Raw genomic sequence first — 19,619 nt, 5'->3', positions numbered from 1 at the left:
CAGTACGATTACAAGGCCGTCACGAAAGTTGCCAGGCCAAATACAATGCCAGGCGAATTGGCAATGGCAATCGGCCAGTCCCGTTTCGGTTGCTTGGTCAGACCATAAACAACCCACAGGGTGCAATTGCAGGCCGCCACCAAAGGTTGCAGCCAATTTCCTTTCATGCCATGCAGATTATTACTGATCTGGGGAATGTAGGACACATACATGGCCATTGCCGTCACCGTCGCAACCCAGCCCAAAATCGTGAACCATGACCGCTCACCGGCCGTCTTTGTCATTGCTGTCTCCCAGAAATTGATCCGGCTTCCTCCGCTCTCGGACACGGAACGCGCCATGGGCATCATGCCACAGCTATCTGGCCAGTCCCTGCCCCATCGGTAACAGGGATTGCGCAAAATGCTCGGCCAGCGCCCTGACCTTGCGTGGCAGGTATCTTCGTTGGGGATAGGTAGCGAACAGTTGCAGGGGTGCCGCCGGCTTGTTCAGAACCAGCGCTTCCAGCTCACCGGTATCCAGCAGCGTCTGGCAAGCGCTCTTGACCAGGATGGCATAGCCGAGCCCGCGCCGGGCGGCGGCCACGGTCAGCGTACCGCTGTCGAGAAACTGCCCTCGGCCAGCACGACTGCAAATACCCGTACCGAATTGAGATTCAGACGCTCAGACATGTCCATTCCTAGCTTCTTTGATATTTTTATCTTATCAATTACCTGCCGCTGCTAGCGGTTGCGGGAACGCTGGCCATCGGGCTCATGCTGCTGCTCCCCCAGCTGCAACCCACCGTACCGCCAATAATGGCCCGGTCCTGATGCACAGGACTGTCTGCCGATGCGGCCCCAGGCGACAAGTAAACGCCCCCATCGCAGCCCTCCCGGACACACACCTGCGAAAAGGACTTTTCTTAACCCCAGAAAATACTGTATAAATAAACAGCACCATTCTGGAGACTCGCGATGCCATACATCATCACCCTGCAGGACGCCCCGACTGAACTTCCGGAACGCGCCCGCACAGACGCCGAAAGCCGGTTCCGCCGTACGCTGGAACGTGCCCTGGGCGGCCCCGACGCTGTTGCAGATACCTACCGTGCCTGGCAGCAGGCGGAAGAAGCCTCGGAAATGGAAATGCGGCCGGAAGATATCGCACTGGCAAAAAAATGGATCACGGCAGCCATGCGCGCGCGCAACGAGGGCTTTCGTGACCTGGGAGAATGTGAAGCCTATTTCGAAGTCCGGCTGGAACGCTAGGTTCCAGCCCCACCCGACAAAACCTGCAACCCACGCCATGGATGATGGCGAATGGCGTGGGTACATGGCATGGGTACACAAGACAGGCCTGCCAGGGCCTGTTTCTTGGAGCCGGCCTGTCAAGGCCGGCTTATCACGACAGTACCGATACCACCTTGGTGTTCAGATAGGCTTCCAGCGCTTCCGGCCCGCCTTCGGAACCGTAACCGGAATCCTTGATTCCGCCGAACGGCAACTCCGGCCAGGGCGCGGCAGGCTGATTGACCCACAGCATGCCGACCTCCACGCCCTGCGACAACAGCCGCAAGTTGCGCAGTGACGTCGTGAAAGCATAGGCAGCCAACCCGAACGGCAAGCGATTGGCTTCGGCGATGGCATCCTCGATGTCGTCGAACGCACGCACAGCTGCTACCGGGCCGAACGGCTCTTCATTGAACACCGATGCCGCCAGCGGCACATCGTCCAGCACAGTGGGCGCGAAGAAGTTGCCCGTCTCGCCCAGACGCTTGCCGCCAGTGGCCAGCGTCGCGCCAGCAGCCACCGCATTTTCCACCACCTTCTGCATGGCGTCCAGGCGGCGCGGATTGGCCAGGGGGCCCAGGGTCGTGCCGGCTTCCAGGCCATTGCCGACCTTCAGGCCCTCGGCGTGGCGCACCAATTCACGCGTGAAGGTCTCCTTGATACTCCTTTGCACCAGGAAGCGCGTGGGCGAAATACACACCTGCCCTGCATTGCGGAACTTGGCGCTGCCAATGGCTTTCACGGCCTGGGCGACGTCCGCATCCTCCGCCACGATCACCGGCGCATGGCCACCCAATTCCATGGTCGCGCGCTTCATGTGCGCACCGGCCAGCGCCGCCAGCTGCTTGCCCACCACGGTGGAACCGGTAAAGGTAATTTTGCGGATCACCGGATGCGGAATCAGGTAGGACGAAATTTCCGCCGGATCGCCAAATACCAGCCCAACCACGCCTTCCGGAACACCGGCATCGACAAACGCGCGCACCAGTTCAGCCGGAGAGGCCGGCGTTTCCTCGGGAGCCTTGACCAGAATCGAGCAACCCGTGCTCAGCGCGCCACACAATTTGCGCACCACCTGGTTGATCGGGAAATTCCATGGTGTAAATGCCGCCACCGGACCGACCGGCTCTTTGAGCACCTGCTGCTGGGCAGCAATATTGCGGGAAGGCACGATACGGCCATAAACGCGGCAGCCCTCTTCCGCGAACCATTCAATGATGCCGACGGCCGACAACGTTTCGACGCGTGCTTCGGCCAGCGGCTTACCCTGCTCCTGCGTTAGCAGCGCAGCGATGCGGTCCGCACGCTCACGCAGCAGGCCGGCGGCGCGACGCATCACGGCAGCGCGCTCCTGCGCAGGCGTCCGGCGCCAGGCATCGAACCCTTTCTGTGCCGCCGCCAGCGCCAGATCCAGATCCGCGCGGCTGGCATGGGCCACCTGGCCGATCACCTGGCCAGTCGCCGGGTTGCGCACATCAATGCTGCGACCATCCGTCGCGTCGCGCCACTGGTTGGCAATCAACAATTGAATCGAGGGATACGAAGTTTCAGCTTGGGACATTCAGGCTCTCCAATGTTTTTCTTGATGGATGCAGGATTCCCGCTTGCGCCACGGGCAGGCCCCAAATGAAGGGCACGGCCCCGCGCGACAGGCAGGAAACCCCACTTGCCGGTACGCACCGGAAACGGCGACGGCCGGCACTTTGGCGCAGGGTCAGAATATTTATGAGACAAGCCGTCATAGGCTAACCCAAGACTGTCGCGACCGTGCGGACCGGCACAGGAAATCTGGGGGAATCGTGTCTTTTTTATTCGTTTTTTGACAGGCGCCACGCCTTGCCCGAGGATAGGCCATCCGCGTCACCGGCTACCGGTACGTCCGCCTTCATCCATGCACGACACCATGAGCGAATCTGAACTCTTCCCGCTGGAACATGCCTTGTGGCATGAAGCTACCCGCTACGATGCCGCCTTCCAGCAAAAACACTTTGCGCCAGATTTTCTTGAATTCGGCCGCTCCGGCCAGATCCATAGCCGGGCCGACTGCCTCATCACCGACGGACCGGCAATCCATGCGCACCTGAGCTGCCTGCAAGCCAGGAAACTGGCGCCGGGAACCTGGCTGGTCACCTACGACAGCAGCGTGCCCGACCAGTCGGGCAACAGACTGCATGCCCACCGCAGCTCCATTTGGTCCTGGTTGGACGGCCGTTGGCAGCTTCGCTTCCACCAGGGCACGCCATGCGAAGCACCGTGCACGAATGCTCCAGCGCGCTAAGCAATACGGCACGACGTCCACAATGTGGCACGACGCCCTTGTGCTATCCTTGCCCGCTGAATGCTTGACAGATATGGGACTAGGCAGGTGTCGGGCCTGGACAATGCGGCGCTGGCAACATGCAGGGTACAGATGCAGGACACCATATCCGTACAGAGCCGGAATCCGTTGGCACCCCCGCTGGCACGCTATTGACCAGCCTGGCGGATCAACACGCCGGCCTGCCGAAGCATCGGGCCAATCAAGACCGGCAAGCCGCAAGCACGAGCCAAATAAAAAGGCTAACCCGATGATGCCATGGGGTTAGCCTGAATTCGAGCTGCCCGCTAAATAGCGGGAGTCATCTTAGATGACTTCGATCTTCGTCGCGCAAGGGCCTTTTTGGCCAACGCCGGCAACAAACGAGACTCGTTGGTTTTCTTCGAGCGACTTATGGCCGCTGCCAACAATCTCGGAGTAGTGCGCAAACAGGTCTTTACCGCCAGACTCCGGCATGATGAATCCAAAGCCCTTTTCGCTGTTGAACCATTTCACGACACCAATTTCAGTTTTCAATGTAATTTCCTAGGTAAGAGGGATAAAAGCACCCCACAGCCACTATCGTCGACCTTGGGAAATAAAGATAGTGCTGTTACCAATTAATTTTTGGCCTGCTGCCAATACCGCTGTGATACCTGACGGCAAACCCGCCCCAAAGGCCCGTCTGAGGCGCTACAACGCCCTGTCCACCCGCTTCGGGGCTCACTCCTGGCGCCTGCGACAAACGTTACAAGCAAAGCCTGCCCGCCTGAAACACGCCAGGAACCAAGGGAACGATTTGCGTCTCCCTATCACAACATTACCGCTACTTCGACACCGTCCTTGCCGGCTGCTGGCGGGCCCGACGGCCTGAATCACGACAACAATCACGATAACGAATCCCAATGTCCAACTACTTCGACAGCCCATTCCGCGGCAAGCTGCTCAGCGAACAGGTCACCAACCCCAACATCAAGGTCGGCCGCTACAGCTATTACTCCGGCTACTACCACGGCCATTCCTTCGACGACTGCGCCCGCTACCTGCTTCCCGACCGGGACGACGTCGATAAGCTGATCGTTGGCAGCTTCTGCTCGATCGGTACGGGCGCCAGTTTCATCATGGCAGGCAACCAGGGCCACCGCTACGACTGGATATCGTCCTTTCCTTTCTTCTATATGAAGGAAGAGCCGGCCTTCGCGCAGGCCCGCGATGCCTTCAGCAACGCAGGCGATACAGTCGTCGGCAACGATGTCTGGATAGGCGCCGAAGCCATGATCCTGCCAGGCGTGAAAATTGGTGATGGCGCGGTCGTCGGCAGCCGTGCGCTGGTCACCAAGGACGTAGCGCCTTACACCATCGTCGGCGGCAACCCGGCAAAGCCCATCAAGCAACGCTTTGCCGATGCAGAAATCGTGCTACTGCTGCAAATGCAATGGTGGGACTGGCCGCTGGCACATATCAAGGCCGCCATGCCGCTGCTGTGCTCGGGCGACATTACCGGGCTGCATCTGTACTGGAAAAACGAAATCGCGGCATAGGCAACGACATGGGGCGCTGCCGCCCCATCATGCCAGAACAGGCCAGGTCGCAAGCCGGCCAGACCAGACGCCTGGCATGAGATCGGCCTAGACAGCGGCCCAGGCACGCACAAGCCGGCGCACCTGCCATGCAGGCTCATGTTTTCCCCTGGGGTTCCGTCAACCTGTCGACCTGCGCCAGCCAAGCGCACACCAACGTGCTCAACGCCGGCAATGGCCCGTCGTCCGGCGTGTTCTCCGCATACAGCAGATTCGCCGCATCATGGGGCTCGCCCGATACCCAGGCAGCCAGCTGCGTCAAGGTGTCTGCCTGTGCGCCCGGCGCAACGGCATGCTTGATGGCCCATGCACTGATATCGTCACACAGTTGCTCCGCACTGGTAACCAGCGGAAACCAGGCGGCAGCCTCGGGGCCTGCCGGTGGCGGTTCTTGCAGGGCATTCTGCAATTGCCCCCGCATTTTCGCCAGCGCGACATAGACTTGCCGGCGTGCCACCGACGGGCTGGCGGGCGACGGTGCGGGTACTGCACCGTCGCCCGTACTGGGCCGCAGCGCAAGCAGATAGCGCGACAACCAGGATCGCGCATCCTGAAAACCTTGGGCCAAGGCCTGCGCATGGCGGCGCGGCCACAAAAAATAGCCAAACACCAGAATAATGACGCCGCCCCACACGGTATCCACCAGACGCGCCAGGCCGTAATCGACATTGCGCAGCCCCGGCGCGATTTCGTCGAGCAAAATGAGGACCACAATGGTGGCGCAGAACGTTGCAAAACCGTAGGAGCGCAGTACGGCCCAGGGCAACAGCGCCGCCAGCAACGCCAATACGCACACCATCCCGATGCCCTTGGGCACCAGGGCAAAAATCAGCGCGCCCAGCGCTACCCCGGCGATAGTCCCGAGCATGCGCAGCACCGTACGTGCAAAAACCGACCCCAGGTCAGGCTTGAGCACGATAATGACCGTCAAGGGCGTCCAATACCAATGCGGCCCATCGTTGAACCAGCGTGTCGCAAACGCCAGGCCTATGCACAGGGCCAGAATCGCAGCCGTCCTGATCGACTGGGGCGCGAGCGCCAGCCTGTCCCGCAGCCGCCGGTGCGGCTGGGCCTGCGCCGCCAATATTCGCTCAGCCAGACCGCGTGACGATGCATGCTGCCAGAAAACCTGGCGGAAGCTGGCCACCACGCGCGGCAACAGCATGGTAGCCGCCGGACTCGTCCCGGCGGCAGGCAGCGTAAACGACTTGCCCAAACGGACTTGCCGGGAAATTTCCTTCAACTCCTGCGCACAGGCTGTCAGGTTCTCCGGAATCCGTGAAGCCAGCGTGGCTGAAAACAGATTCTCCACTCCTTGCAGCACCGACGCTTCCCAATCCAGATACGGGGAACGGCCAGCCTGGTGCCGGTAACGGCTGGACAGCAAGCTGCCATAGGCCGCAGACAATTTGTCTGTCACTGCACGCCGGTAGGACGCCTCCCCGGCCGGGGCAATACCACGTGCGCGCGCCGACGCCAGCTTGGCAATATCGTCCAGCAGGCTGGCAACCTCATTGATAAAAGACCGCTGGCGGCGCAGCAAGGCTTCAATCCCCAGCAGCAGCGCATAAAAGCCGCATCCCGCCAGAAAGAACAAGGCCGGCTGCCAAAACGGCGCAATGGCCGGAATCGCAATGGCGATACACCCCATCAGCAGGCCTTGCACCGTTCCCGCCGACCATGCCGAGCCGAAACTGCTGATGATCCCGGCCAGAAACGCCGCCAGCGTCATGCTGGTTACCACCCAGCCCCAGGGCAGATCTCCCAGATACCCCAGAAAAAAACCAATGGCGCCCAGCGGCGCCACGATCAGAATTTCCTTGAAGCGGGGGAAATACGGCCCATCCCGCTCTCCCAGGCAAAGCCCGAGAGCACCCAATGACATCATCATGAACGTCGCTGGGGAATCCACCACCATGCCCAGCAGAATCGGCAAGGCAATCGCCAATGCCGTCCTCACGCAACGGGCCCTGGGCCAACTGGCAGGTTTCAAACGGGTCAACTGCCGCAGCCAGGCATTGGGGCGAACGGTGCCATCCTGCGTGACAAAGTGACGATGCTGGCGTTCCATGTTGCAGCGTTCCTCGCATGATCCACCCCTATCCCAGAGGACAGAAAGCGGCAAACCCGTTGACAAACCACGCATGAAAGCCATTGCGGCAATGGCAATCCCTCCCGACTGCACGAAGCACTGTCGGGCACTCAATCGCACATTAGAAATGTGTACCCAGCCAGCATAGACGAAGCGCGGTGGATTTTTGAAATTCTGGTGCCATCGGCTTGCATGATGAGGAAACGGGGAAAACGGACCGGCCCAAGGGATCAGGGTTGATTTTCAAGTGTCGGGCGCCAGGCACTGGCCCTGGCCTGGGCTTGACTGATCTCGGCGCTGCTGAGGCTCTTTTCAACAAAATCGCGCATCATTTTTGCAGAATCATCTCCGGTGCTTGCCAACAACAACCAGAAATACGCTTGCGGATAATCTTTACGAACGCCGGTACCCAAGGTCAGCATTCCGCCCAGACTGGATTGCGCCAACGCGTCCCCCTGCTCGGCTGCGCGACGGTACCACTGGAGCGCCTGCGCATAATCCCTGGCGATACCCAACCCTTTTTCCAGCATGAAACCCAGCTGGTATTGCCCTGCTGCCACGCCCTGCAAAGCGGCCCGCCGATACCACTGCACCGCCTGCGCATAGTCTCTGGCGATACCATCACCGTTCGCCAGCATCAGCCCCAGGTTGAATTGAGCTTGGGCAAAGCCGCTCTCAGCGGCCACACGAAACAACTGCGCCGCTTGCTCCTTGTCTTGAGCGACGCCACTGCCGCTCATCAGCATAACGCCTATATTGTATAGCGCTTGCACGTCACCCTGCTCCGCCGCCCGGCGATACCATTGCATCGCTTGGACCTCATCTTTGGCAACGCCTTTGCCTTCTGCCAGCATGATTCCCAGATTGACCTGCGCTTGCAAAAGGCCTTGCTCGGCAGCCAGGCGATACCACTGGAGCGCCTGATCTGCGTCTTTGGCAACAATCTTGCCTTCTTCCAGCTTGACGCCCAGATTGAACTGCGCGAGGGCCAAGCCCTGCTCTGCGGCTTGGCGATACCACTGGAGTGCCTGCACCTCGTCTCGGGCAATATCCTTGCCTTCGTCCAGCCGGACAGCCAGATTATGTTGTGCCTGCGCCAGCCCCTGTTCCGCAGCTCGGCGATACCATTGAATCGCCTGGGCCTCATCCTGGGCCACGCCTGTTCCTAGCTCGAGCATTGCGCCCAAGTTGAATTGCGCCGGCGCATAACCTTGCTCAGCCGCTCGGCGCCACCAAATAGCCGCTTGCGCGTCATCCTTGGCCAGACCAAAACCATTTGCCAGCATGATGCCCAGATTGAACTGGGCCTCCGCCTGCCCTTCTTCGGCCGCCTGGCGAACCCACTCCACCATCTTGGCCTGGTATTTGGCAAGGAATGCGCCTTGTCCCACCGCGACGTCTTGATTGAATTGCGCTGGTGCGCCTCCTTGCCCCAACGCGGTCAGCTGCGCAGTAGCCTGAGCCAGGCTGCCGGTGCTGCAACCCAGAAAAGCTGCGACTACCAGAAATTTCTTCAAAACAAGACCACCCTCTTTTCAAGAGCCAACATGACGCCAATCCTGCTTGCCAAACTTCCTGTAACAAAAGATTGTAATGCCACTTTAAAAAGCGATGCCGAAAAAGTAGGGTTTTCTTATTTATAGCTTCTATGACATGAAGAAATCGAAATCCACCGACCGTCCAATCATCGAAATGACGTGAACAGCGTGCGTCCCCCAGCCCGCCAAAGTTGGACACGGATTTAGCATTTTTTTTTGGGGGGGGTCGGGTGCAGAGCACCGTTTTTTTCTTGAGGAGTGATCTCACTGTACCGTCAAGCAATCGCTGCCAGATTCCCAAGGAACCCAGCGGTACCTGGCCTGGCATCCGGACGAAAGCCTGAAATGCTCCCTGGTACCAGAGACTTCGTGTTGCCAAAGTGACGGGCAACAAAAAAGACAACATGAAAATGTTGTCTTTATGATGCTTTCGGCCAACCTGCAACAGGCCTAAAATCACGACGAGAAAATTATAATCCGTTGATTTTATTGATAATTCATGGTGCGAGGGAGGGGACTCGAACCCCTACACCTGTTACGGCGTCAGGACCTAAACCTGGTGCGTCTACCAATTTCGCCACCCTCGCACTCGGGGACTACTGCTTTCTGCTCGTAAGCTTTTACATACGAAGCCGATTATTGTAGCCGACTTGGTAGAATTACGTCTACAACCCCCAGGGTACTTTCATGAACCCACGCCTGAACCTGCTCAATCCCTACCCTTTCGAGAAGCTCCGCAAGCTGCTGGCCGAAGCCGGCCCGGCACCGGAGGCGCTCAAGCCCATCCCCTTGCATATCGGCGAACCTCGCCATGCCGCTCCGGCATGTGTACGCACTGCGATGGCCGCTGCACTGGACAGCCTGTCCCATTACCCTCCCACCAAAGGCGATCCGATCCTGCGCCAGACCATCGCGGACTGGCTCGGACGCCGCTACGGCATTCCGGCTCCGGATGCCAACACCCAGGTGCTGCCTGTGCTGGGGTCTCGCGAAGCGCTGTTTGCCTTTGCCCAGGTGGTAGTGGACAGCAGCGCGCCTGAGCCTTTGGTGGTATGCCCGAATCCGTTCTATCAGATCTATGAAGGCGCCGCGCTGCTGGCCGGGGCACAGCCCTACTATGCGCCAGCCGAGGCCTCGCTGAATTTCTCCTCGGATTGGAGCAAGGTACCCGCCGAGGTCTGGCAGCGGACACAATTGCTTTATGTGTGCTCACCCGGCAATCCCGCCGGCAGCGTGATCCGCCTGGACGAGTGGCGCGAGTTGTTTGCCCTGTCCGACCGCTACGGTTTTGTGATCGCCAGCGACGAGTGCTATTCCGAAATTTTCCCGGACGAGGCGCGACCGCCTTTGGGCGCGCTACAGGCAGCGCAGCAACTGGGCCGTACGGACTATGCCAGGCTGGTGGTGTTTTCCAGCTTGTCCAAGCGTTCCAACCTGCCTGGCCTGCGCTCGGGTTTTGTCGCCGGCGATGCCAGCCTGATTGGCAAGTTCCTGCTTTACCGCACGTATCACGGCAGCGCGATGAGCCCCATCGTTACCCAGGCCAGCATCGCCGCCTGGAGCGACGAGGAACACGTGCTGGCCAACCGTGCGGCATACCGGGCCAAGTTCGCCGCCGTCTACCCCATTCTGAAAGAGGTGCTGGACGTGCAGATGCCGGACGCCTCGTTCTACCTATGGGCGGGCACGCCGATAGCCGATACCGATTTCGCCCGCGATCTGTACGCGGCCACCGGTGTCGGCGTACTGCCGGGCAGTTTCCTGGCGCGCGAGCAACATGGCTACAACCCTGGCGCAGGACGCATCCGCCTGGCGCTGGTTGCGCCGCTGGAGGAATGCGTCGAAGCAGCTGAGCGTATTGCGCGGCACGTAAAATCGCGTTACCAGACCCCCAAGTAAACCCCACAGATTTTTCCACACAGCCGGACCTGAAAGCATGACAGCACAACTGCAGAACACCATCGAACAAGCCTGGGAAGACCGCGCCAACATCAACGCCGCGCATCACCCCGCCAGCCTGAAAACCGCAGTCGACGAGATTCTCGACGGCCTGAATACCGGCAAGCTGCGCGTGGCGGAGAAGATCGACGGTAAATGGCAGGTGCATCAGTGGCTCAAGCAGGCCGTGCTGTTGTCCTTCCGGCTGCAGGATAACCAGCCCATGGGCGGCGCCCCGCTGCAGTTCTATGACAAGGTTGCCCTGAAATACGCCAACTACAGCGCCGAGCGCTTTGCGGCCGAGGGCGTGCGCGTGGTGCCGCCAGCTGTGGCCCGCCATGGCGCGCACATTGCCCGCAACGTGGTGCTGATGCCTTCTTACGTCAATATCGGCGCCTATGTGGATGAAGGCACCATGGTCGATACCTGGGCGACGGTCGGCTCGTGCGCACAAATCGGCAAGAACGTGCACCTGTCCGGCGGCGTGGGTATCGGCGGCGTGCTGGAGCCGCTGCAGGCCGCCCCGACCATCATTGAGGACAACTGCTTCATCGGCGCACGTTCCGAAGTGGTGGAAGGCGTCATCGTGGAAGAAAATTCCGTGCTGGCGATGGGGGTCTATCTGTCGCAAAGCACCCGCATCTATGACCGCACCACGGGCGAAATCATCTATGGCCGTGTGCCTTCTGGCTCGGTGGTCGTCCCTGGCAGCCTGCCTGCCGCAGATGGCAGCCACAGCCTGGCCTGCGCGGTGATCGTCAAACGCGTAGATGCCCAGACTCGCGCCAAGACCGGCATCAACGAGCTGCTGAGGTCGGTATGAGCGCCCCAGGCGACAATGCCGTCCTGACGCTGGCCAGCGAATTGCTGGCACGCGCCAGCGTGACCCCCGACGATGCTGGCTGCCAGGCTTTGCTGGCCAGCCGGCTGGCGCCGCTGGGTTTCAGCATTGAGGCCATCAACGCCGGCGGCGTGACCAATCTCTGGGCGCGACGTGGTAGCGCCCGGCCGCTGCTGGTTTTCGCCGGGCATACCGATGTCGTGCCTACCGGCCCCGAAGCCGCCTGGGACAGCCCGCCCTTTACTCCCACGCTGAGGGATGGCCGTTTGTACGCACGCGGCGCTGCCGACATGAAAAGCGCTATCGCCGCCTTCGTCGTCGCCTGCGAGGAGTTCATCCAGACCTGCCCCGACCATGATGGAGCCATCGCGCTGCTGATCACCTCCGACGAAGAAGGCCCGGCCTTGCACGGCACGCGCCTTGTCTGCGAACATCTGCAGGCCCGTGGTGAACAACTGGATTTCTGCATCGTCGGCGAGCCGACTTCAGGCCAGACGCTGGGTGACACCATCAAAAACGGCCGCCGCGGTTCCCTGACGGGCCGACTGCGCGTGATCGGCAGGCAAGGACATGTTGCCTACCCGCACCTGGCCCGCAACCCGGTCCACCTGGCCGCAGCTGCGCTGGCCGAACTGGCGGGCACCGAGTGGGACCAGGGCAATGCTTTTTTCCCGCCCACGACCTTCCAGGTCTCGAACATCCATGCCGGCACCGGCGCCACCAATGTCGTGCCTGGTGAACTGCAGGTAGTATTCAATTTCCGTTTTTCCAGCGCCAGCACTGCCGAAGGCTTGAAAACCCAGGTGCATGCGCTGCTGGACCGACACGGACTGGACTACGAACTGGCCTGGGAGCTGGGCGGCGAGCCTTTCCTGACGGAACCTGGTACCCTCACCGCGGCGGTGACAGATGCCATCGCCTTGGAAACCGGCATAACGGCGGAACTCTCGACCACCGGAGGCACCTCCGACGGCCGCTTCATCGCCAGGATTTGCCCTCAGGTACTGGAATTCGGCCCGATCAATGCCACGATCCACCAGGTCAACGAAAACATTCCAGCCGACAGCCTGGAGCCCCTGAAAAACATTTATCGGCGCACGCTGGAAACCCTGCTGCGCCCTACTGCCCAAGCATGAACATGACAAACAACGCCAGCCAAGCCGGCGCCCATGGCAACGCCACGTCTGCCATCGCTGCGGATGCCGCACAAGAGCTGCTGACGCTGCGCGATCTCGTGCGCTATGGCGTTTCGCGCTTCCGTGCCGCCAATCTGGTCTTTGGCCACGGCAGCGACAACGCCTGGGACGAGGCCGCCTATCTGGCGCTGCATACGCTGAACCTGCCTGCCGACACCCTGGAGCCGTTCCTGGATGCCCGCCTGCTGCCAGCGGAACGCAATGCCGTGCTGGATATCTACCGCCGTCGCATTGATGAACGTCTGCCTGCGCCCTACCTGACGGGCGAGGCCCTGCTGCAGGGCTATCGCTTCCGTGTGGATGAACGGGTTATTGTGCCCCGTTCGCCGATTGCGGAGTGGCTGGTACAGGGCCTGACGCCCTGGCTGGATGACCCGGAAAGCGTGACGCGTGCACTGGATCTCTGCACCGGTTCTGCCTGCCTGGCCATCCTGGCGGCGCATGCCTTCCCGCAGGCGCATGTCGATGCCGTAGACCTCTCGGCCGACGCGCTGGAAGTAGCCCGTGCCAATGTCGATGATTACGGCCTGCAGGATCGCCTCAGCCTTTACCAGGGCGATCTCTACCAGCCCCTGCCCCAGGACGCCCGCTACCAGGTCATCATCAGCAACCCGCCTTACGTGAATGAAGATTCGATGGGTGCGCTGCCACAGGAATTCCGCCATGAGCCGCGCGGCGCCCTGGCGGGTGGCGACGACGGCATGGATCTCGTGCGCACCATCATCGGCCAGGCTCCCCGCTACCTCGACAACAATGGCATCCTCGTCCTGGAAATCGGGCACGAGCACGACCACTTCGCCCGGGCATTCCCCGGTCTGGAACCCATCTGGCTGGATACCGCCAGCGGCCTGCACCCGATCATGCTGCTGACGCGCGACCAGTTGACGACGTGATACGAGCTTCCCGTTTGAACCTGCGCGCCGGCACCAAAGTGCTGCTGGAAGACGCAGATTTTGTTGTCCACCCCGGCGAGCGTGTCGGCATCGTCGGCAAGAATGGCGCTGGCAAGTCGACACTGTTCGCACTGCTGCGCGGCGAACGCGATGCCGACGCCGGCACCCTGGATGTCCCGCAAGGCTGGCACATCGCCAGCGTGCGCCAGGAAATCGTTGCCGACGAACGCCCGGCGCGTGAATTCGTCATCGACGGCGACGTGCATTTGCGCGCGCTGCAGGCCGAACGCGCCAGCCTGTCGGACCAGGACGACGGCATGCGCATTGCCGAACTCGAGGCCGCCCTGAGCGATGCCGGCGTATGGGATGCGGCGTCGCGCGCCGAGCAACTGCTGGCGGGCCTGGGCTTCGCCCCATCCGAATGGATGCAGCCGGTTTCGTCGTTCTCCGGCGGCTGGCGCATGCGCCTGGCGCTTGCACGCACGCTGATGGCGCCGTCGGATCTATTGCTGCTCGACGAGCCGACCAACCACCTGGATCTGGACGCCATGCTGTGGCTGGAACGCTGGTTGGGCGCGTATCCGGGCACTGTCATGCTGATTTCGCACGACACCGAATTCCTGGATGCCGTCGCCCGTTCCATCCTGCATTTCGACCACGGCAAGCTGGTGCGCTACCGTGGCGGCTATCAGGACTTCCTGGTGCAACGTGCCGAGCGCCTGCGCCAAAGCCAGATTGCCTGGGATCGCCAGACCCGCGAAACTGCCCGCCTGCAATCCTTCATCGACCGCTTCAAGGCCAAGGCCACCAAGGCCAAACAGGCCCAAAGCCGTGTGAAGGCGCTGGCGCGCATGGAAGTGCTCGCCCCCCTGCAGGCCGAAGCCGGCATCGACATCCGCATTCCTTCGCCGGAACAGATGCCCGATCCATTGCTGACGCTGGAAAATGCAGCCATGGGCTACGCCAGCGGCAATGACGACGCCAGCGATGGCGCCATCCTGCAGCAGGTCACGCTGATGGTGCGCGGCGGCAGCCGCATTGGCGTGCTGGGTGCCAACGGCGCCGGCAAAAGTACGATGATCAAGTCGCTCTGTGGCGAATTGCCGCTGCTGGGCGGCACACGTGTGGCGTCCAAGGGCCTGAAGATCGGCTACTTCGCCCAGCATCAGCTGGACATGCTCGATCTGGACAGCACCCCGCTGGCGCACCTGGCCCGCCTGGCGCCCGAGGAACGTGAACAGACACTGCGCAATTACCTGGGCGGTTTCGGTTTTTCCGGCGATGCCGCGACCGGGCCGGTAGCACCGATGTCCGGCGGGGAAAAGGCGCGGCTGGCGCTGGCGCTGGTCGTATGGCAACGCCCCAACCTGCTGCTGCTCGACGAACCCAGCAACCACCTGGACGTCGATACCCGCGAAGCCCTGGCCACCGCGCTGGCCGAATTCGGCGGCAGTATGCTGCTGGTATCGCACGACCGGCATCTGTTGCGCACCACCGTCGATGATTTCTGGATTGTTGCCGATGGCGGCGTCCAGGAATTCGACGGCGACCTGGAAGACTACCGCGACTGGTTGGCGGCCCGCCAGGCCCAGGCGCGCGCAGAAGAACGCCAGGAAGCCCGCCAACAGCAAGCCGACCCCGCGCCAGACCGCAAGGCCCAGAAACGCCTGGAAGCCGAACAGCGTCAGCGTCTGGCCCTGCAGCGCAAACCGCTGGAAGCGGAACTGCGCAAGGTGGAAACCGCAATGAACAGCCAGCGCAGCCGCCTGGAGGCGCTGGACGCACTGATCGCCGATCCCGCTTTTTACGATGACTCCCGCCGCGACGAGCGCGTCAAGGCTCTCGCTGAACACGGCGAACTGAGCAAAAGCGTGGATGCCCAGGAAGAACGCTGGCTGGAACTGATGGAAGCCATCGAAACCATCAATGCCAGCGAAGGCTGACACGCAAACACACGCCCGCTACGCCCATGCTGCCCCCCTCCCCGTCCACAGCATCTCGGCTCTCCGCCACCCCTACGGTTCCACATGCTGCCGTTGGTGGCGTGCGGAGCCTGCTGAGACTGGAAGGGTTGTGCGTCCTGCTGGCCAGCCTCCTGGCCTATCACAGCTTCACCAGCAGCGGCTGGGGGCTTTTCGCCTTGTGCTTTCTGGTGCCGGATCTGTCCCTGTTCGGCTATGCCGCCGGCCCTAGGCTGGGCGCGGTTTTCTATAACTGCGCACACTCCTATGCCGGCGCCTTGCCATGCCTGGCCGCAGGCTTTTTTTCGATGTCCCCGGCCTGATTGCCGCTGGGCTGATCTGGACTGCACACATCGGCTTTGATCGTGCCTTGGGCTATGGCCTCAAGTATGGGCAAGGTTTTCGCCTGGCAGCACGGAAAACGAAAACGCCGAAACCCGGCAACGGGTTTCGGCGTCATGCCATCCGGAACAGGCGCAGCCCAGCGGCGACTACGCCCTGGGGTCAGCCAGCCACGACATCCAGCTTGGCAATGCCCAGGGCCAGTGTTTTCTGCCCCGCATCGCGGAAATGAATCCGCGCCTGCGCATCGTCACCATTGCCGGACAGCTCGATGATCGTGCCTTCCCCAAAACGGGCATGGCTGACGCCCATGCCCACCCGGTATTCGCGATCACCGACCTTCACCACATTGCTGCCATGGCGGGCCTGGCGCGGCTCTATCCTGCCCGTTGGCTGGCGGCCAAAGGCGTCTGCCAACGCACGCGGCGCCGGCCCTCCCCAACCCGACCCCTGGTGGGACGACGCCTTGGGCGTGAGCCACTTCAAATGCTGCTCGGGAATTTCCTGAAAGAAGCGCGAGCGCATGGCATAGCGTGTCTGGCCGTGCAACATACGGCTTTGCGCCAGGCTCAGATACAGGCGCTTGCGCGCCCGTGTGATGGCAACATACATCAGCCGCCGTTCTTCTTCCAGGCCTTCCGGGTCCGACAGGCTGTTCTCATGCGGAAACAAGCCTTCTTCCATGCCTGTCATGAAAACCGCGTCGAATTCCAGGCCCTTGGCGGCATGCACTGTCATCATCTGGACAGCGTCTTCACCGGCCTGTGCCTGATTGTCCCCAGCTTCCAGCGAGGCATGCGACAGAAACGCCGCCAACGGCGACATCCCCGCAGCGGGTGGCGCGCCGAAAAAGGCCTCGTCTTCAGGAATGGCCGGGACATCCAGCGCGGCAGCAAAGCCTGCCGGCATGCCTTCATAGCTTTCCTCGGCGACAAACGCCGCGGCAGCTGCAACGAGTTCACGCAGGTTTTCCAGCCGTTCCTCGCCTTCGCGTTCCGTCTGGTAATGAGCGACCAAACCGGAATGCTCGATGATATGGGCCACCATATCCGGCAGCGGCAAGCTGCGCGTTTCCTGCCACAAGCGGCCAATCAAGGCCGCGAACTGGGCCAGGTTCGCGCCTCCCTTGCCAGGCACGCGCGCCACCGCACCATACAGGCTGGTGCCATAGGTACGCGCCTGGTCTGCCAGGGATTCCAGCGTGCGCGCACCAATGCCGCGCGCCGGAAAGTTCACGACCCGCAGCCACGAGGTATCGTCATCCGGGTTGGCCAGCAAGCGCAGATAGGCCAGCGCATGCTTGACTTCCTGGCGTTCGAAAAAGCGCAGGCCGCCATAGACCTTATAGGGCACGCCGGCACTGAACAGCGCATGCTCCAGCACGCGAGATTGCGCGTTGCTGCGGTACAGGATAGCGATTTCACTGCGTGCCATGCCTTCGCGCGTCAGCGATTTCAGCTCGTCCACCACCCATTGGGCTTCCAGGCCGTCGCTGGGCTGTTCGCATACGCGTATGCGTTCGCCTTCGCCCTGAGCGGTCCAGAGATTCTTGCCCAGGCGGCCGGTGTTATGGCTGATCAGCGCATTGGCGGCGTCCAGGATATGGCCGTATGAACGGTAATTCTGTTCAAGGCGGATCACGTGGTCGCCAGCGTAGTCACGCACAAAGGCAGACATGTTGCCAACGTCCGCACCCCGGAATGCATAGATGGACTGGTCGTCATCCCCCACTGCGAACACATGCGCGCCGCCGCCCGCCAGCAATTTCAGCCAGCGATACTGCAAGGCATTGGTATCCTGGAACTCGTCGACGAGGATATGGCGGAAGCGACGCTGGTAATGTTCGCGCACCGGCGCATTGCGCGACAGCAATTCGTAGGCGCGCAGCAGCAGTTCAGCGAAATCCACCACGCCTTCGCGCTCGCACTGCTCCTGGTAGAGCCCGTAGATCTCTGCCAGACGGCGGCTGTGCGGGTCACTGGTCACGACAGTATCCGGCCGTTGGCCTTCTTCCTTGGCGTGATTGATGAAGCGCTGCACATCGCGCGGCGGATATTTTTCGTCATCAATATTCGCCGACTTGAGCAGGCGCTTGATGGCCGAAAGCTGATCCGCGCTATCGAGAATCTGGAACGACTGCGGCAGACCGGCATCGCGATGATGAGCACGCAGCAGCCGGTTGCACAACCCGTGAAAGGTACCGATCCAGAGGCCGCGCGGGTCCAGCGGCAGCATGGACGTCAGGCGCGCCAGCATTTCGCGGGCAGCCTTGTTGGTAAAGGTGACGGCGAGCAGCCCAAAAGGACTGGCCTGGCCGGTTTGTACCAGCCAGGCCATGCGGGTTGTCAAAACCCTGGTCTTGCCGCTGCCAGCCCCGGCAAGAACCAGGGCATGGCAGGGATCCAGGGTAACAGCAGCGCGTTGCTCGGGATTAAGGCGGTCCAGATCCATCATGCCGCGTAGCGGCGCAGGCGGCTGGCAAACTCGGCCAGACCTTCGATACCGCTTTGTTGGGCGCGCTGGCACCAGGCTTGCAGGTCATGCAGCAATTGTTCGCTGCTGGCGCTGGAGCTTTCCCAGAGACGGCCCAGCTCCTTGCGCATCTGCATCAGGGTGGACAGCGATTCGCTGCTCGCCACTGCCTGGTCGATCTGCGCCAGTTGCTCGGGCTGCAGATTGGTATCCGGCAGGTGGAACCAGTTACGCACACGCTTGAGCGTCTGGCGCGACGTCTGGGCGCTGTTCTCGCTGTTGGCGCCCTTCAGGCGGCTCAGTTCCTGCGAGCAGGCCTGCTTCAGCAGGTCGGCGTAGCGCGCCATGATTTCATACCGGTGCGTGATCACGCCATGCAGGGTCTTGAGGTCCACCGAACGGGCATCGGATTCCAGCTTGAGCTTGGGCGCGACCTTGCGCACCTTGGCCAGGCCGACAGCCTGCATCATGCGGATATAGACCCAGCCGATATCGAATTCGTACCACTGGCTCGAGAATTTGGCCGAGCTGGCGTGGGCGTGGTGGTTGTTGTGCAGTTCTTCGCCACCGATGATGATGCCCCAGGGGAACACGTTCGTGCTGGTATCCGGGCTGGCAAAGTTGCGGTAGCCCCAATAGTGGCCGATGCCGTTGACGACGCCGGCAGCCCAGAAGGGAATCCAGGCCATCTGCACGGCCCAGACCGTCAGGCCGACCACGCCGAACAGCAGCAGGTCTATCCCCAGCATGATGAGGATGCCCAGCGCGCTGTGCTTGGCGTAGACATTGCGTTCCAGCCAGTCATTGGGCGTGCCGTGGCCAAACTTGGCCATGGTTTCCTGGTTTTCGGATTCCTGGCGATACAGTTCGGCGCCGCGGAACAACACCTTCCAGATACCGAACAGCATGGGCGAGTGAGGATCACCTTCGCGCTCGCAGCGCGCATGGTGCTTGCGGTGGATGGCGACCCATTCCTTGGTCACCATGCCGGTCGTCATCCACAACCAGAAACGGAAGAAATGCGCGATCGCAGGATGCAGATCGAGCCCGCGGTGCGTCTGGCTGCGGTGCAGGAAAACGGTTACGCATACGATGGTAATGTGGGTCATTACCAAGGTGGCGATCAGGATCTGCCACCAAGAGGCCTGCAGGAGGCCGCCGCTGAGAAAGGAAATAATAGTATCCATGTGGATATCGGG

At 61.4% G+C, this 19,619-nt stretch carries 16 protein-coding genes, 1 tRNA gene and 1 pseudogene; 9 read left to right on the top strand and 9 right to left on the bottom strand.

Going from position 1 to position 19,619, the window contains the following annotated elements:
* Window positions 1-8 precede the first annotated feature (8 nt).
* Together ACEW7X_RS07775 and ACEW7X_RS07770 are read right to left on the bottom strand one after the other, a co-directional pair.
* Window positions 9-284: a hypothetical protein gene (locus tag ACEW7X_RS07775; protein WP_068367984.1), complete on the bottom strand. Its 276-nt coding sequence runs from the start codon at window positions 282-284 to the stop codon at window positions 9-11.
* 73 nt (window positions 285-357) lie between these two features.
* Window positions 358-585 (bottom strand): LysR substrate-binding domain-containing protein, encoded by a 228-nt coding sequence (locus tag ACEW7X_RS07770; protein ID WP_068367986.1) that lies wholly within the window; start codon window positions 583-585, stop codon window positions 358-360.
* Between the two features lie 371 nt (window positions 586-956).
* Here ACEW7X_RS07770 and ACEW7X_RS07765 point away from each other — a divergent pair, with 371 nt between their 5' ends.
* Entirely contained in the window at window positions 957-1,250 is a 294-nt protein-coding gene (locus ACEW7X_RS07765) for a hypothetical protein (protein WP_068367988.1), read from the top strand.
* Between the two features lie 133 nt (window positions 1,251-1,383).
* On the opposite strand, the gene ACEW7X_RS07760 is transcribed toward ACEW7X_RS07765, so the two are convergent.
* Window positions 1,384-2,832 (bottom strand): NAD-dependent succinate-semialdehyde dehydrogenase, encoded by a 1,449-nt coding sequence (locus ACEW7X_RS07760; protein WP_068367989.1) that lies wholly within the window; start codon window positions 2,830-2,832, stop codon window positions 1,384-1,386.
* A 342-nt stretch (window positions 2,833-3,174) separates the two neighbouring features.
* Here ACEW7X_RS07760 and ACEW7X_RS07755 point away from each other — a divergent pair, with 342 nt between their 5' ends.
* Window positions 3,175-3,549 carry a DUF4440 domain-containing protein gene (locus ACEW7X_RS07755; RefSeq protein ID WP_420177844.1) on the top strand — a complete coding sequence of 125 codons (375 nt, stop codon included), beginning with the start codon at window positions 3,175-3,177 and terminating at the stop codon, window positions 3,547-3,549.
* 345 nt (window positions 3,550-3,894) lie between these two features.
* On the opposite strand, the gene ACEW7X_RS07750 is transcribed toward ACEW7X_RS07755, so the two are convergent.
* A complete protein-coding gene (locus tag ACEW7X_RS07750; protein ID WP_068367991.1) occupies window positions 3,895-4,104 on the bottom strand; it encodes a cold-shock protein in 210 nt (69 codons plus the stop codon).
* A 368-nt stretch (window positions 4,105-4,472) separates the two neighbouring features.
* Here ACEW7X_RS07750 and catB point away from each other — a divergent pair, with 368 nt between their 5' ends.
* Window positions 4,473-5,108, top strand: a complete 636-nt coding sequence (catB, locus tag ACEW7X_RS07745; RefSeq protein ID WP_130486986.1) for a type B chloramphenicol O-acetyltransferase — start codon at window positions 4,473-4,475, stop codon at window positions 5,106-5,108.
* Window positions 5,109-5,244: 136 nt separating this feature from the next.
* On the opposite strand, the gene ACEW7X_RS07740 is transcribed toward catB, so the two are convergent.
* The 3 genes from ACEW7X_RS07740 to ACEW7X_RS07730 form a co-directional block, all read right to left on the bottom strand.
* Window positions 5,245-7,218, bottom strand: a complete 1,974-nt coding sequence (locus tag ACEW7X_RS07740; RefSeq protein WP_420177843.1) for an FUSC family protein — start codon at window positions 7,216-7,218, stop codon at window positions 5,245-5,247.
* A gap of 251 nt (window positions 7,219-7,469) precedes the next feature.
* A complete protein-coding gene (locus tag ACEW7X_RS07735; protein ID WP_420177842.1) occupies window positions 7,470-8,756 on the bottom strand; it encodes a hypothetical protein in 1,287 nt (428 codons plus the stop codon).
* 521 nt (window positions 8,757-9,277) lie between these two features.
* A tRNA-Leu gene (locus ACEW7X_RS07730) sits at window positions 9,278-9,364 on the bottom strand.
* Between the two features lie 100 nt (window positions 9,365-9,464).
* Here ACEW7X_RS07730 and dapC point away from each other — a divergent pair.
* The 6 genes and pseudogenes from dapC (at window position 9,465) to ACEW7X_RS07700 (ending at window position 16,180) form a co-directional block, all read left to right on the top strand.
* Window positions 9,465-10,676, top strand: coding sequence for a succinyldiaminopimelate transaminase (gene dapC / locus ACEW7X_RS07725; RefSeq protein WP_420177841.1), 1,212 nt, complete (start codon window positions 9,465-9,467; stop codon window positions 10,674-10,676).
* A gap of 37 nt (window positions 10,677-10,713) precedes the next feature.
* Window positions 10,714-11,538 (top strand): 2,3,4,5-tetrahydropyridine-2,6-dicarboxylate N-succinyltransferase, encoded by an 825-nt coding sequence (dapD, locus tag ACEW7X_RS07720; protein ID WP_068368007.1) that lies wholly within the window; start codon window positions 10,714-10,716, stop codon window positions 11,536-11,538.
* Window positions 11,535-12,692 (top strand): succinyl-diaminopimelate desuccinylase, encoded by a 1,158-nt coding sequence (dapE, locus tag ACEW7X_RS07715; RefSeq protein ID WP_420177840.1) that lies wholly within the window; start codon window positions 11,535-11,537, stop codon window positions 12,690-12,692. Before dapD ends, dapE begins: the two co-directional genes overlap by 4 nt.
* Window positions 12,693-12,745: 53 nt before the next feature.
* Complete coding sequence (gene prmB, locus ACEW7X_RS07710) at window positions 12,746-13,645, top strand: 50S ribosomal protein L3 N(5)-glutamine methyltransferase (protein ID WP_068369221.1); 900 nt, start codon at window positions 12,746-12,748, stop codon at window positions 13,643-13,645.
* Window positions 13,642-15,588, top strand: a complete 1,947-nt coding sequence (locus ACEW7X_RS07705) for an ABC-F family ATP-binding cassette domain-containing protein (protein WP_130486982.1) — start codon at window positions 13,642-13,644, stop codon at window positions 15,586-15,588. Before prmB ends, ACEW7X_RS07705 begins: the two co-directional genes overlap by 4 nt.
* Before the next feature lie 26 nt (window positions 15,589-15,614).
* Window positions 15,615-16,180: pseudogene (locus ACEW7X_RS07700) on the top strand (DUF4260 domain-containing protein).
* Here ACEW7X_RS07700 and ACEW7X_RS07695 read toward each other — a convergent pair.
* Window positions 16,111-18,399, bottom strand: a complete 2,289-nt coding sequence (locus ACEW7X_RS07695; RefSeq protein ID WP_130487105.1) for a UvrD-helicase domain-containing protein — start codon at window positions 18,397-18,399, stop codon at window positions 16,111-16,113. The pseudogene ACEW7X_RS07700 and the gene ACEW7X_RS07695 sit on opposite strands and share 70 nt — an antisense overlap.
* The gene (locus ACEW7X_RS07690) at window positions 18,399-19,607 is read right to left on the bottom strand and encodes a fatty acid desaturase (protein ID WP_127773863.1); all 1,209 of its coding nucleotides are present in this window, start codon (window positions 19,605-19,607) and stop codon (window positions 18,399-18,401) included. The genes ACEW7X_RS07695 and ACEW7X_RS07690 overlap by 1 nt, the downstream gene beginning before the upstream one ends.
* Window positions 19,608-19,619: the final 12 nt, after the last annotated feature.

It is taken from the genome of Kerstersia gyiorum (assembly GCF_048595715.1).
Lineage (GTDB): Bacteria > Pseudomonadota > Gammaproteobacteria > Burkholderiales > Burkholderiaceae_B > Kerstersia > Kerstersia gyiorum.
Note: the sequence above shows the minus strand (reverse complement) of the source record. Positions and strands in the feature narration are given on the sequence as shown.

Excerpts from the sequence above, each read along its gene's own strand:
- ACEW7X_RS07775 (WP_068367984.1), bottom strand. The coding sequence starts at position 284 with ATGACAAAGACGGCCGGTGAGCGGTCATGGTTCACGATTTTGGGCTGG.
- ACEW7X_RS07765 (WP_068367988.1), top strand. The coding sequence starts at position 957 with ATGCCATACATCATCACCCTGCAGGACGCCCCGACTGAACTTCCGGAA.
- ACEW7X_RS07760 (WP_068367989.1), bottom strand. The coding sequence starts at position 2,832 with ATGTCCCAAGCTGAAACTTCGTATCCCTCGATTCAATTGTTGATTGCC.
- ACEW7X_RS07755 (WP_420177844.1), top strand. The coding sequence starts at position 3,175 with ATGAGCGAATCTGAACTCTTCCCGCTGGAACATGCCTTGTGGCATGAA.
- catB (WP_130486986.1), top strand. The coding sequence starts at position 4,473 with ATGTCCAACTACTTCGACAGCCCATTCCGCGGCAAGCTGCTCAGCGAA.
- ACEW7X_RS07740 (WP_420177843.1), bottom strand. The coding sequence starts at position 7,218 with ATGGAACGCCAGCATCGTCACTTTGTCACGCAGGATGGCACCGTTCGC.
- dapC (WP_420177841.1), top strand. The coding sequence starts at position 9,465 with ATGAACCCACGCCTGAACCTGCTCAATCCCTACCCTTTCGAGAAGCTC.
- dapD (WP_068368007.1), top strand. The coding sequence starts at position 10,714 with ATGACAGCACAACTGCAGAACACCATCGAACAAGCCTGGGAAGACCGC.
- dapE (WP_420177840.1), top strand. The coding sequence starts at position 11,535 with ATGAGCGCCCCAGGCGACAATGCCGTCCTGACGCTGGCCAGCGAATTG.
- ACEW7X_RS07695 (WP_130487105.1), bottom strand. The coding sequence starts at position 18,399 with ATGGATCTGGACCGCCTTAATCCCGAGCAACGCGCTGCTGTTACCCTG.
- ACEW7X_RS07690 (WP_127773863.1), bottom strand. The coding sequence starts at position 19,607 with ATGGATACTATTATTTCCTTTCTCAGCGGCGGCCTCCTGCAGGCCTCT.